This window comes from Chitinivibrio alkaliphilus ACht1 (genome assembly GCF_000474745.1).
GTDB lineage: Bacteria > Fibrobacterota > Chitinivibrionia > Chitinivibrionales > Chitinivibrionaceae > Chitinivibrio > Chitinivibrio alkaliphilus.
The window spans coordinates 1-14,096 of sequence record NZ_ASJR01000021.1 but is presented as its reverse complement, the minus strand read 5'-3'; the positions used below and the strand labels follow the sequence as shown (position 1 = coordinate 14,096).

At 45.4% G+C, this 14,096-nt stretch carries 10 protein-coding genes; 3 read left to right on the top strand and 7 right to left on the bottom strand.

Annotation, left to right across the window (positions count from 1 at the left end; all coding sequences use genetic code 11):
• Positions 1-34: 34 nt before the first annotated feature.
• On the bottom strand, positions 35-1,777 hold the full coding sequence (locus CALK_RS09535) for a glycoside hydrolase family 9 protein (protein WP_022637485.1): 1,743 nt from the start codon (positions 1,775-1,777) through the stop codon (positions 35-37).
• A 17-nt stretch (positions 1,778-1,794) separates the two neighbouring features.
• Complete coding sequence (locus CALK_RS09530; protein WP_022637484.1) at positions 1,795-3,513, bottom strand: glycoside hydrolase family 9 protein; 1,719 nt, start codon at positions 3,511-3,513, stop codon at positions 1,795-1,797.
• 282 nt (positions 3,514-3,795) lie between these two features.
• Between CALK_RS09530 and CALK_RS09525 the strand changes: the two genes are divergently transcribed.
• Positions 3,796-4,962 carry a helix-turn-helix transcriptional regulator gene (locus CALK_RS09525; protein WP_162146731.1) on the top strand — a complete coding sequence of 389 codons (1,167 nt, stop codon included), beginning with the start codon at positions 3,796-3,798 and terminating at the stop codon, positions 4,960-4,962.
• 3 nt (positions 4,963-4,965) lie between these two features.
• Here the strand turns inward: CALK_RS09525 and CALK_RS09520 are convergent, their stop codons facing one another.
• From CALK_RS09520 to CALK_RS13445, 5 genes are all read right to left on the bottom strand, one after another.
• Positions 4,966-5,937 carry a tRNA-dihydrouridine synthase family protein gene (locus CALK_RS09520; protein ID WP_022637482.1) on the bottom strand — a complete coding sequence of 324 codons (972 nt, stop codon included), beginning with the start codon at positions 5,935-5,937 and terminating at the stop codon, positions 4,966-4,968.
• Positions 5,938-6,001: 64 nt separating this feature from the next.
• Complete coding sequence (locus CALK_RS09515; RefSeq protein WP_022637481.1) at positions 6,002-7,066, bottom strand: 3-isopropylmalate dehydrogenase; 1,065 nt, start codon at positions 7,064-7,066, stop codon at positions 6,002-6,004.
• A 123-nt stretch (positions 7,067-7,189) separates the two neighbouring features.
• On the bottom strand, positions 7,190-7,885 hold the full coding sequence (locus tag CALK_RS09510) for an ABC transporter permease (RefSeq protein WP_022637480.1): 696 nt from the start codon (positions 7,883-7,885) through the stop codon (positions 7,190-7,192).
• Positions 7,866-8,864: an ABC transporter ATP-binding protein gene (locus CALK_RS09505; protein WP_022637479.1), complete on the bottom strand. Its 999-nt coding sequence runs from the start codon at positions 8,862-8,864 to the stop codon at positions 7,866-7,868. The genes CALK_RS09510 and CALK_RS09505 overlap by 20 nt, the downstream gene beginning before the upstream one ends.
• Complete coding sequence (locus tag CALK_RS13445; RefSeq protein WP_022637478.1) at positions 8,861-9,208, bottom strand: ArsR/SmtB family transcription factor; 348 nt, start codon at positions 9,206-9,208, stop codon at positions 8,861-8,863. Before CALK_RS13445 ends, CALK_RS09505 begins: the two co-directional genes overlap by 4 nt.
• A gap of 618 nt (positions 9,209-9,826) precedes the next feature.
• Between CALK_RS13445 and CALK_RS09490 the strand changes: the two genes are divergently transcribed.
• The gene (locus CALK_RS09490; RefSeq protein ID WP_022637476.1) at positions 9,827-11,851 is read left to right on the top strand and encodes a hypothetical protein; all 2,025 of its coding nucleotides are present in this window, start codon (positions 9,827-9,829) and stop codon (positions 11,849-11,851) included.
• Positions 11,838-14,096: hypothetical protein (locus CALK_RS09485; RefSeq protein WP_034637728.1), on the top strand; the 2,259-nt coding region annotated here is incomplete at its 3' end. The genes CALK_RS09490 and CALK_RS09485, both read left to right, overlap by 14 nt.

The window sequence follows — 14,096 nt, the reverse complement described above, 5'->3', positions numbered from 1 at the left end:
AGGAGAGCTCTTGTTTCAGAGAATACGAAACCTCTTAATTATTGAAAAGCTTTGAGGCAACCGCAAGAAGATATATCCCATCGGACATACCAACAACGGTTGTTTCCATACACATGAAATCTTTACGATTGTCATAAAATACGCCAGCTTCAGTATTAAACTTATGGGTCCACTCTGCGTGCATATCAAAACCGAAGTACGTAGAGTAGTACTCCCATGATTCACGATCACCGGGCCCCTCTGCAATAGCTCCCTCAGGGAACTTATCAGCCTGGAGCATGTAAATTTGCGAGTTTGGCTCGGTAATGGTATTTTCCATATCTTCAATAGCAATAAAGCAGATACCCCAATTGTTATAGCCTAAGAGGTAATCCGTCATATTACGCGCCAAAGAATGATACCCCGTATTTCCCGTGAGAAGTTCATACTCAGCGGCAGTGGCACCGACCCCAATGTATGAGTAGAGTCCCGCCCATACATACCGCATGGGGATACCCCAGATATTTCCTGCAGCCCGTGAGTTGTCAAGAAACTGATCAAGGTCAAGATAGAGATAATTTTGTGCGACAGGATAGTCATCCATAATATTCATATGAGCAGTCATATTAACCGCCGTCCACGCTTTCCATCCAGCACCGCGAGCCAGATCAGCAAACTCTTGCGCATCCTCTAAATACGAAGGATCGCCGGAGAAACGGTACAATTCTCCTGCTGCCAGCTGCAGATTGTCAAAATTCGTATCATCACGGTAAAAAGGGTTCGCATCATCATCTAGCCATGCCGTTGCTTCCGCATCATCAGAGAGAGCTCGACGATAAATTAATTGCGCCTTTTCGAAATACTCTTGGGCCTGTTCCTCCCGTCCCAGCTCTTCAAAGATTGTTGCACCCAAGGCAAGAGCAGCAGCGGTGTAGCCCATTTGGGGTATGGAAAGGGCAGAGAGGAACGGACGCTCTCCGTCTAAATGATCATCTTGAGGGAGACGATACCCAACGTGGTGATCCTCATTGTGCCCAATCATAATCATGAATTCATTAGTATCCGGCATGGTTCGCATAAGGAAATCAAGCCCCCACTGAGCCTCATCCAAAAGATCATTCAGCTCATTCTGCCCATCATCATTGTTGTAGAGCGTATCAAAAATGCTGGGATTGATATCATAGGCGCGCAGGATGTAGTAGGTTGTGTAGGCGCAGGTAAGACTGAACTTTAAGTAATCCCCCGCATCATGCCACCCACCATGACCATCAAAATATTTTGGCTCATCCAAGGGCCCCCAGCTACCATTATCATGTGGATCGGCACGACGGAAAACCTCCGCCTTTTTATCGCCTAAGTGACAGATTTCGCGATCTTCTACTGCATCAGAGCCACATCGTGCCTCACGAAGCCATCGCAAGGGCTTTGAAATAAGGTCACCATACGGATCCTGATGTATCACAATATTTGCCGGCTCTGCAATATCTCCAGCCAGGGAGAGCGTATATTCCCCAACTTCACGAAGCTCTGTAATATCAAAGACATAATTGTAATCGAAGGGAAGATGATCACCTCGTTCATACACAGATGCTCCGATGTTTCCAGACAGAACTTCTTCTCCGGTTTCGTTGTCACGAAGCGTCCATTGAGTTCCATCAATACCTTCTTCGGCCATGACGACAATGCGTTTTTCCCGCGAGGGATTGTAGCCAATGTAATTATATCGTATATAGGCCTTTGAAAAGACCGTTGCTGCACAGAGAAAAAGTATGCTAAAAGCTGTCATAAATTGTTTCATAGGGGTATCCTTTCTGGTTACTCAGCCATGAGGGTGGTTACAAGGGTCAGCAAATAGATCGCATCGGCAGCTCCGTCTATACGAGCCCCCGTAGACATGTAATCGTCCATGTGATCGTAAAACACAACCCCATCTGTATTGTAGGGATGACAGAAATTTGTGGTTAGGTCATCAAGAATCCATACACTTCCAGAGGCGTGCTCATCAGTACCACTGGGGCCTAACACAGGAACACCTTCGGGGAAAAGATGTGTCTGGAGACGATAGACAAAGACATTCATATTCTGCACGGAGTGGTCACCCAACTCTTCCAAGGCAATAAAGGAGAGTCCCCAATTATTAAGCCCGTGTACATAGTTTAAAACATCTGTAATAAGCTCTTCAAATTTATTCTCTCCAGTAAGCTGATAATAACGCAGCCCTGCCGTGGCAATCTGTTTTGAGGAGTAGAGGTTACCATTTCCATAATCCATGGGAAAGCCCCACACATTATTCTGTGCATTGGAATAAAAATGATTGATGTCTGCCATGAAATACTCCTTGGCAGGCTCGTGTTCATCCACAATAAGGGAATGTCCCATCATGTTTTGAGCGGTCCAGGAGTTCCACCACGCACTTTGAATATCATCTGAATAGGCTTTCGCACGTTCCAGATATGAAGCATCGCCGGTGAGATTGTACAGCTCCATGGAAGCAATAAGAAAGTTATCACCCTCTGTATCATCTTTATATAGAGCATAGCCACGCTCCATCCACGCATTTTGCGCATCATCTTCAAGAGCCCGAGCATATATCGCTTGCGCAGACTCCTTACACTCCTGGGCAAAATCAGGATCGATTTCAGCAAAAACAGAAGCACCTAGGGCAAGAGCCGCACTGGTTGAGGCCATATCAGGAGGTGAGAAGGCTGAGTAGGCGTTGCGACGTCCATCGTAGCGATCATCCTGAGGCAGTCGCGTTCCACGATGACTAAACCCACCAACCTGAATAATGAAATCCTCATCATCCGGCATGGTTTTTAAAAGATATTGCAACCCCCATCGCGCCTCATCAAGAATAGACCCGAGAAACCCGTCGGCATTGTCAAATAAAGAAGGATTTTTCTCGTATGATTTTAACAGATAGTATGTTGTATACGCTGTGATATTCGTAAACTTTCTAAAATCACCACCGGTGGTATACCATCCACCCTTCATATCAACCTGTTTGCTCTCCTCATCTTCAACCCAATTTTCCCACTCGCTGGTTTTGTCCAGATCTTTTTGGCGAAATACAAACACGGCAGAATCGCCCAAATGCCCCACTTCGCGATCAAGGGTTTCCTCAGTACCACTTCTCTGTACTTTCATCCAGCGTAAGAGAGAGTTTACAACGCTACTGTAAGGGTCACTCGATACGGTAAGCTCCTTTTCTACAGCACCATCCTCTAAGACAAAGGTATGAGTCCCCGCCTCTGTGACATCACAAAACAGCACTTCATGATTGTATGCAAAGGGTGAATGTGCCCCCTTTCCATGAACCCGACTTTCAAGTTCTCCCGTCAGAAGAACCGCCCCGTCTTCCGAGACAATCTGCCACGACGATCCCGTAAGATCTTCCTGTGACGCAACAACAGCCCGCTTACGTGCTCCTTGAAGGTACCCTACCTCATTCGCCCGAACGTAGATGTCTGAAGCGGTAATGCCCGATACAAGAATGCACACAAGGCAAAACGCCGCACCTGTAACTCTCTTCATGTATAACTCCTTCATTTGGAAAATGTACTATCTGTCTCACTGTAATATACCACCATGCATGAGAAAAAACTTTTGAAAAAAGTACTCAATACTAATTAATATGTTACGTCATCTCTACGAAGGCTATAAGCCCTTGAAAAACAGTTTTTGTCAAAATTGTAAAAACACTTACTTTTTAAAATAGTATGGTTGAAGTAGATAGTCCAAAATTATATTAAGGGGGTATGTTCTACTCGTAAGCTAACAAAACAGGTGGAAAATGTCAGAAAAAAAATGCCTTTCGTGAATACGTATCTGTGGGGATTTATAACTGCGCCGATACTTCTTTCGCTCTTGGGTATCTTCATTATTCATACACCCCAGAAATACATCCTCCCATCTTATGCCGGAGCCGTTGACACAACTCTTTCTACGGGCACATACTCAGACCTTGCTGACGGCGGAAACTCCTTGGCAATAATCACTGATTTTGACAGCACACAACTCACATGGGAATTCTCCCTTGAAGAAAGTGACCACCCTGACAAGTATGCAGGGGTGTACATCGCAAAACCGCAGGAACGGCCCGAGGTACACTTTGACATATCAGACTACACCCACGTACACTTGGATGCTGAAATTGAGAATGAACGCACCCTCTTTTTTTATGTCAAAACATTTATCGAAGACTTTACTCGCGAAGGAATCAGTGCGACCTACGCTCCCTTTCGTAAGGAAATATTTACAACCGATGGAAAAATACGCACTACCCTAGATCTTGATCGGTTTGTTGTCCCTGACTGGTGGAAAAGTGCCCAGCAAATTCATGGCAGCCTTGACATGAACCGTAGTCAGGTCTTTCAGTTTGATTTTACCAACGGAAACTATAACCTCACAGAAGCCCCTGTCACTGTTACTATTCGGCAAATTAGCTTCACAAAGGACATTTCTCAGGCGATACAGATAATTATCATCGCAAATATTATCTACTTTGTCCTGTTCTTCCTTATACAACAAGGCATTCTTGCCCGTATATTACGGGTGAGTAGCAGCGTTGGAGATGACGAAAAAATTATTATATCCTACGATAAAATTGAGATGAAAGACGAACAGGAAGACGATGTTCGACGCATTACGGAGCAAATCTCAAAAAATTATGCCAATGCTGATTTCAATGTTGAAAAACTAGCCCGTGAAGCTGGTGTTTCCACATCAAAAATTCCGGCGCTCTTAAAGAAAAAATACTCCATGAATTTCAAACAGTATCTTAATATGGTTCGTATCACTGAGGCAAAACGCTTACTTCTTGAAACAGAACACCAGATTGTAAGTATTGCACACTCTGTTGGATACAACAATATTCCTCACTTCAACAGAACCTTCAAGCAGTATACGGGGCTCTCACCGAAAAAGTACCGGGAAAACCCAGAAGAGGCGACTCCCATTGTAGAACGTATCAAGGGCAAATAAGAGCTACTGTTCAAGGATACGAAGCTTCTGCACACGCGGTGGTTCTTTTTCAAGAAAGGCCATACAGACGTGGTACAGCTCGTCCATGGATGTGCTTCCCATGGCCTTTCCATAAAGGGTGTGTCCAAAACGGAAGTTCTGTGCAAAATAGCGCGTAAAAATCTTCATCCGTCCCAATCCCTGTGAATCATGAAAATCTTCGCGCACATACCGGAAAAACCGCTCCCACACATCGCAAAAAAGAGCTGCCTCGGGTGAGGATACCTCTGCTTTGTCTAAAAGAGAAAAAACCCAGGGACGACATACGGCTGCACGGCCAATCATGACACCATTTAGGTGCGCATATTGTGCGTGGGAAAGATCTGTTGTATCCGTAATATTCCCGTTGCCTATGAGAAAGAATGAACGATCTGCGAAAAATTGGGTGTAATATTTTTCTTTTACTGGACGCGTTCGCTTATCTTCTCGAAACCGTGGATGTAGGGTGATACTGTCTATCCCCCACCCCTGTGCTGTATCGAGAAAGGAGGTAAAATGCTCCTCCCATCCGGGCCGATTCACCCCTAAACGACATTTCAAGGAAATTCTCCCAGACCATGCCTGTTGTACGGCTGCAACACATCGTTCAACGGCTCCTAAATCTTCAAAGAGGCGAGAGCCGGTTTTTTTTCGTCGAGCCTTGGGAGCTGGACATCCAAGATTAATATCGATGCCGTAGGGCTTAAGGGGACGCAATTTTTCCACGAGCGGCAAAACAAGATCCAACTCATCTTCACGAAGCATAAGTTGATAGATACAGGGAACATCTTTTCCAACTCGTTTTGTATAGGGACTTTTTTCGACATTATGGTGGAGCAACGCCCGGGGAGAAAGCATCTCCGTATATAAAATAACCTCACCACTGTTATACTCCGCTATTAAACGACGAAAGGCAGAATGTGTAAGGCCAACCATGGGAGCAAGATAATATTTCACATATCTCCAATATATAAAAAAGGGCTCCTATCACAGGAGCCCAAAGACAAAATAAAACTGCATCTTAAATAAGAGACGCTACAAAGTCGCCCACTTCTGAAGTTGACATACCCATACGTCCTGCAGACATAGACTGGATTTTTCCCGATGCAAGAGCATCATATACAGCGGTATCTACAGCTTTTGCCGCAGCTTCTTCACCAAGGGTGTCAAGCATCATTCCCGCAGCACAGATTGCCGCAAAGGGGTTAATAATGTTTTTTCCGGTATATTTGGGAGCAGACCCACCAATGGGCTCAAACATAGAAACACCATCGGGGTTAATATTACCACCGGCGGCAATCCCCATACCCCCCTGCGTCATGGCACCAAGATCGGTAATAATATCACCAAAAATATTGGTAGTAACCATAACATCATAAAACTCAGGAGATTTCACCATCCACATGGTAGCAGCATCAACGTGGTTGTAATCCTGCTTAATATCGGTGTATTCAGCATCTCCCATCTCTTCAAAGGCACGCACCCAGAGATCTCCCACATGGGTAAGCACATTATTTTTATTTACGAGAGTCAGCTGTTTGCCCTTATTACGCTTCCGCGTAAGATCATAGGCATACTTGAGACAACGATCAACCACATACCGCGAGTACGACATTATCTGGGTTGCATTCTCGTGGGGAGTACCTTTCATGGTAACACCACCCATACCAGTATAAATACCACCGGTATTTTCCCGAACAATTACATAATCAATATCTTCAGGCTTTTTATCTTTTAGGGGAGTCTCCACATTCGGGTAGAGCTTCACGGGACGAAGATTAATGTATTGATCAAGGGCAAATCGAGCTTTCAAAAGGATGCCCACTTCCAGAATACCCGGCTTTACATCAGGATGCCCAATGGCGCCAAGATAAATGGAATCAAACTTTTTAAACTCTTCAAGAGCGCTGTCAGGAAGAGTCTCTCCTGTTTTGAGATACCGCTCACCACCAAAATCAAACTCCTGGTAGTTGAGAGAAATGTCAAATTTTGCAGATACTGCATCAAGAACCTTAATCCCCTCTGCAACAACCTCCGGCCCGGTTCCATCACCGGGGAGAACGGCAATATCATAGCTCTTACTCATGAAAGCTCCTTTTATTTAAAGTATGGCATAAAATAATTTCCCGCTCCCCCGTGCTGTATGTCCCATTTTGATTTATTATTATTATGGCAGGATAGTACCGCAACTTTTACATGGTACGCATACTCATTGTATCCATTTTTTACTAATATTGTGAATGCTTAGCATAAAAAGAAGAAGGGAGAAAACCAAAAGAACCATGATACTTACCCCGGCATTGATAGTCCATTCCTGAACAACACCTCCGCGCAGAAGATCAATTCCGTAGGTCAGGGGAAGCATATAGGAAAGAGGGCGAAGAAATGCCGGTAGACTTTCAATGGGAAGAAAAAGACCGCACAAAAATATCATGGGAAAACGGAAAAAGTTGGAAAAGGTCTGTGCTTCAAAGACCTCACTCACGGAAACCGCAATAAAAAGGCCAAGAAATGTTGAAGTACAGGCAATAAAGAATATGGCCGTCACGGTATATATCCAGTGTATTGCGGGAATATCAATAATAAATGACGCCATAAGAAGGGGTATGCAGGCATTTATTCCGCCAAATATAATAGCACCGGAGGTCTTTGCCATCATAAGGGTATTGAGACTGATCGGTGCAATGAGAAGACGTTCAAAGGAACGACATTTCCTCTCAAAGGTTATGGTGATTGCCAGCATAGAGGTAGATCCGAAAAGGACGGAGAGTGCCATAAGCCCAGGAAGGATATCAATAATTGCAATATCATCATGGGGAGAACGTATAAAAAACAGTACCTCCCATGAGACGGGAAAAATAAATCCCCAGCTGATATTGGGTGGTTTAAGATAATAATTCTTCATATCTTTTTGTAATATACTCCCAAATATCCTCAAAGATTTCACACACTGCTCCTTTCTTGCCCTTCGGTAAAATGGAGAAAGACATCTTCCAGAACCGGACGTATAACAGCCGCCTCATAGAGGGGGAGATTCCGTTTTTTAAAAAACGACATAAGGGGGAAAAGATCAGTCTCTTTTTCTGTAGTAACCTGTATCTTTTTTTCTGAAATAAACCGGACTGACATATTGGGGAGCTCCTTTTCAAGGGCCTGCGCATCCGCAAAAGAAATACCGTCGGTCCTACAGGCAACACAATGTTTTTTTCAAAAGCATCAAGAAGATTTTCCACCGTGTCCAAGGCAAGTATACGCCCCTCTGCAATAAAGGCAATACGATTGCAGAGCCGCTGTGCATCCTCAATATAATGCGTGGTAAGAAATATGGTGGTTTTCTGATGATGCAGTTTCTCTATCAACCGGCGTATGTGTCGTGCGCTCACAACATCTATTCCGGTGGTTGGTTCGTCAAGAAAAAGTATACGGGGATTGTGGATTATTCCCGCTGCAATAGTTAAACGACGCTTCATACCCTTTGAATAGACACCAAAAGAGCGGTCCTTTGCTGATATAAGGCCAAATTCATCAAGGAGCAGACGGGCCCGCTCCTGGGCCTCTGAACAACACATCCCATAGAGGGAAGCACAAAACACAAGATTCTCATACCCGCTCATTTCAGGATAGAGATTACTCTCATCGGGAACAACACCAATATGGGAATGAGCCTTTTTAATATCTGAGATACCGTCATATCCGGCAATCCGTATGGAACCAGCAGTCGGCCGGGCAAGCCCCGTAAGCATAGAGATTGTGGTTGTTTTTCCTGCACCATTTGGCCCCAGAAATCCGAAGACCTCTCCTCTCTTCACAGAAAAAGAGGCCTTGTTTACAGCAGTGATATCATCAAAGCACTTCGTCAATCCGGCCACTTCTATAATGCTCAAGTACTCTCCCCTGTTTCTTCTGTACTCCTTCGGCCATTCCTGCGACAACCCTTTTGCGAAGGACAAGTGCACTTTTCCTGCTCAGACATATGAACCATTGTCATTCCTGTACGACGAAGGAGCGGACGGTTTACACTATAATGCATATAATATCCCCGCTTTTCCCCCGAAAGAATATCAAGCTCTTTGAGGATCCGTACATGCTGGGAGATTGCTGATTCTGATATGCCAATCTTTTTTGAAAGAGCTCTGATACAATAGGGAGACTCCAAAAGAAAGGATACAATGGCGAACCTGTTTTTGTCCCCCAGCGCCCTGCATACTTTGACAACACCCTTTTCCACACATACACCCTATTTTAATTAAGCATATGCTAATACAAATTGCTGCTATTTTTTAAACAAGGAAAAAATAAACCTGAAAAAATTCCCGGATGAGGGCCTTCATCATTTTCTCTGTATGTCCCATTTTGATTTAGTCGCAATAAGCTCTCCACCAAGGAATATCTCTAATGCAAAGGGCCTCTTCTCAACTCTTATATCTCCTCATATACATCTCCCCACTCTTGCCCACCTTCTTCGCACAGAAGCACCCTCTTGTACCTCAGCTATCAGAAGAAATATGAAGCCTTCCCCCCACCGTGGAGCCACTCTTTTTTGCAAATAAAATGGTTATTCGCGGAAAAAAAGACCTGTCTTTTCGTTGTCCATATTTCAATTTTTGTAAATAAAATAATAAAATATCAACTATACATATGCGAACGAAAGAGGGTAACACAAGACAACTTGTTTCCCACGCATAGCTATTATTAATAATACAAAGAAAATGCGCAGAAAATGCCATCTTCTTTATTACGAAAAAAATGAACAGGATACAGAATCTTACCCAGTACACTTTAATTCTGGTTATATTGTAGATACGCCCGCGGGAGCGTATATCAGCTGTTTACAAAGGAGTTTACCATGCATAAATTGTGTGTCGGCACATTGAGGATGATCACCTGCGTCCTAATCTCTTTCAACCTTGTTTCACCATCTCTCTACGCCGATGACTTCGACGGCGGCATACGTATTGAACCGGTTGACCCACCATGGGAAGGACAAAACCCTAATCCTTGGGATCCCATGGTAAGAGAGCTCAGAGTTACCAACGAAACCGGCGTTTCCTGGCAAGTAGATGGGTTTCGGGCAACCTGGCCCAACTTTACCGGGCGAATGGAACGTGCATATCAAGGTGGCGAAATACTGCAAAGTGTTGTAAATGTTGATGATGGCTATGGCGAAGATCGGTGGACAATTTTAATATCCGACCACCGTGGTTCTGGGTGGAATGAATCCATGCTAAAAGTGATGGACCCTGGAGCAGGAGTAACTCTCCCCTTAAACATTTGGGATACCCCGGAGAATAACTGGGAACCGGTGCAGCCCTTTCAATATCTCATAAAAACGGGGACCTTTGGGAATGACTATGGATATATAGACCACCCGGGGATTCGCGTTGATACCCTCTACCGCTATCTGGAAAATCCCGAGTACTATAATCCTGATCACTATGTACCCAACTGGATGGGGAAGCGTGGCGGCCCCTATTCCGGTGGTTTTATCGACACATGGATGACGCAAGACTCACTGAATCCAGTTCCCGTAACGCAGCTGCAAATCAACTTTCTTCCCGACGATGTCTACATTCGCATGAATGGGTATGACACCAAGTACCGCCCCGATATGATGGGACAATGGACTCCCGCTGGAAAAGGCCCCATGTATGCAATGTCACTTGCAATGGTTCAGGAGTATATGAATATTGACATGCAGCTCATGGATGCTATTGGAACGCACGAATCAATGGCAGCACTAGAAATTATGAAGCCCGATTACGATAATACCAATCCAGATAGTGACTATAACTCACAGGGGCTGTTTTATTCAAACCCCAATACTCCCGAGGGACCAACGGGGTGGAATGCAACCCAAGAAATTGGAACGATGCACTATATCGAATCGAGTTATGATGCCTATGCCGTACAATCCTTTCCCAAGTTTTTCCCATATACAGAAGAGGGCGAACGCTTCACGAAATATTTTATGACCCCCGGCTCTAATACAGATGGACGTGAATACGGCTTCTGCGGGGGAAATAATGCAACCATGGCAAATACGGGGTTAATAAACTCCCTTTATATGTGGTATGGGTTCAACCTATTTTACAACTCCACCTCCTTTGACTACAGAACCATTGCCCCACTCATGGCTGATCAAGAGTTTGCTGCCAAACTGTTTATGGCATCTTGGAACGGTGGCTGGGGCATTGGCCACGAACAACTCTTCTACGATTTCCACGAGGGGGATCGCGATGCTCTCATAAACGATCCTGACGTATTTGACCGAGTACCTAACAACGGCTACGTCGCTCGGGTGTATCAAGCATTGCCAAAATTAGTAGAAGCAAATGAGCAGTCCGTTCTCAACCCAGAGGGGCCACAAACCGCTGAGGTATATGATGACCACATTTCAAAAGAGATGGTAGCAGAGTTTTATTTTGGTATGAATGTTGACGAAGAAGGAAACTCCCTGGGCACATCCATTGAATTGGCTGAGGCGGGGGAACTCGGAAAGCAGGGCTTGCTCTGGCATTTTCGCCTCTCAGAGAGCCAGCGGGTGCAAATTTGGAACAGCCTCAACACCGCCTTTGACAAGATGAAAGGTCAAGCCCCTTCCACGGAAGGCACAGAGTATATCTCCCTGCGCTACGACTGGATTACCTTGATGCGTGTGGCAAAATACTACCTCAATCTTGATATCCCCGTTCCAGTATATTCTGAATTTATGTCATGGATTGAAAAGCATTCCGAATATGACCGAGTGGAGGGAGTGGATGTTCGAGATACCATCTACCCTACCATGATTATCGACGAGACCTCCGTAACCTTTGACAGCGATCGGAATTTCTCCATAGAAGTAACCGCAGAAGACAATGAGTTTTTTTGATAATAGTGAGCGCGGTCGGGTGATTGAATGGACCCTTGATAAGTATTGGGAAAGCTGGAACACCGGCTATGTGGTTGAGACCTGGGACGATAATTCAGAAGAACCCCATCTCTCAAACAGTGGACGATACGGTATTACCGTACCGAAGGAAGCGTATCAAGAAATTTTCGGAGATGGCCCTGGGCATGGTTGGCTTCGCGTGAGCGATCGTAACCGAAACTCCGTGGTACAACGATTTGACATTCCAGGTATTGTCTACCCTCGCATCGATACCGCAGCGGTATACGACGCAGCCGGTGACGGTATAGCCGACTCACTCCATGTATCTCTAATTCCGCCAGACTCCGAAGATGATGCGGTCTTTTCCCCTACGGACTTTATTCGCTTTGAATACTCTTGGCCCTCCAGTGACAATCTCTATGTAGTAGATGAACACACAGATATTCACGCTGGAGATACGTGGATTAGCGTGGCAAACCCCGACCTCACTGAGGGATATGGTACAGGCGAAATTGAAATAGAGTTTCCATCACGAGAGGATCCTACGTGGGTTGATGAGATGCTGAAGACACTCCATGGCGACGTGCTCGACCGAGTCGGACCTGCCGTATCAACTGAACCCATGCCGGAGTACATCCCCGGAGAAAACGGTGCCGATGATATGTTGCATATCACCCTCTCTGAACCCGTGGAGGAGCTTGTTTCATCAGCACCTCATCTTGCTCTTCGAGACGCTTCGGGCACGGAAAGAGTTGTGGAAACAAAAGATGTATCCTATGATGCAGAGGCAAACCGGTTCTCCTTTTCTTTTCCCGCGGGCCTGTTGGCAGAGTACAATTTTGTACGACTGAATCCCGCTGGTCCAGTACGTGACCTCGTGGGAAATCCACCGGCCAAGCACACTCAATGGGTACCCTATGCAGGTGGCAATGAACCGCAACACCCAGAGTTTTTCCTGCAAAATACGGAGGGAGATGGTCGAGGAGATGAACTCATCATGCGTTTCTCCATCGCCCCCTTTGGCGAAGACCCTTTTACAGAGGAACATATCAATGAAATCTCCTACACCATTGGGGAAACCTCTGTAACGATGTCTCCCGATGAAAATACCCATATTGATACAGATGAAGAGATTGTTACCCTTACAGTATCTGTTGACTATCCCGGTGATGCACAGGGAACGGGAACCCTCTCTTTTTATAACCCTGCCACGGACGAATGGGCGTCTCTTGAAGAGGACATAGAGGACCGCGTGGGACCAGCCGTTTCCAAGGGAGAGAATATCCCCCTTCCAACCTATTTTATTGAGTATGGTGACTTCGTGCTTTCCTTCACCGAGGCTCTCACTGAACTCAATGCAGGAGTTTCCCACTTGGAGTTTATGGACAGTGAAGACAATATCCATCCTCTTGAAACCAAAGCGATATCTTCGGATAATGAAATCTATACATTTCGTTTCTCCAATGATCTTGCCGCGTACGACTCTGTACGGATTATCCCCGGAGGTGCCGTAGAAGATGCTGTAGGAAATTCTGCTGCGGAGAATAATCGCTGGGTCCCGCTCCGCCGCCAAGGAGATAATGAACCCACCCCCGGCCATGGTGCAATTATTGATACAGAAGGCGACGGACGGGGAGATCGGTTCTCCGCCACCTTTATTATTTCATCCACAGGGGACAATCCTTTCACGGATGAGCATATCCAAGAAGTATCCTATACTATTGATAGAAGTGATGAGAGAATCCTTAAGGAGTCTTCGTGGGAAGTCCAGCGTATTAGTGAAGATAACGACACCGTGCATATTACCGTGGACGAACGTGATTATGGTGGAGCCAAAGAGGGAACCATGAGAATACTCTTTGATCGAGATGATACAGATCCCCATACACTGACCATAGCTTTGGCCGACCGTGTTGGCCCGGCCCTTACAGGCGTCATGTGTCTGCAGGAAGATGAAGATCGTGATCGCGATACGCTGTTTTTTGATGTCAGCGAGGCTCTTGCCGATGATATTTCTTCGGAAGGAACCTATTTTTACATCTACAAGGGCGCTGAAGACGGCCCGCAGAAGGCACTTGCCGTGGAAGAATTCTCTCATGTGGAAAACACCCGCTATGGTGCTATGGTAGATCGAGACATCATTGACTACGGTGACTGGATCCACTTCATTCACGATTCTGGTATTCAAGACCCCGTGGGCAATCCACCCCTTGAGATCAATCAAAAAATTGAGATTGACGTGCGT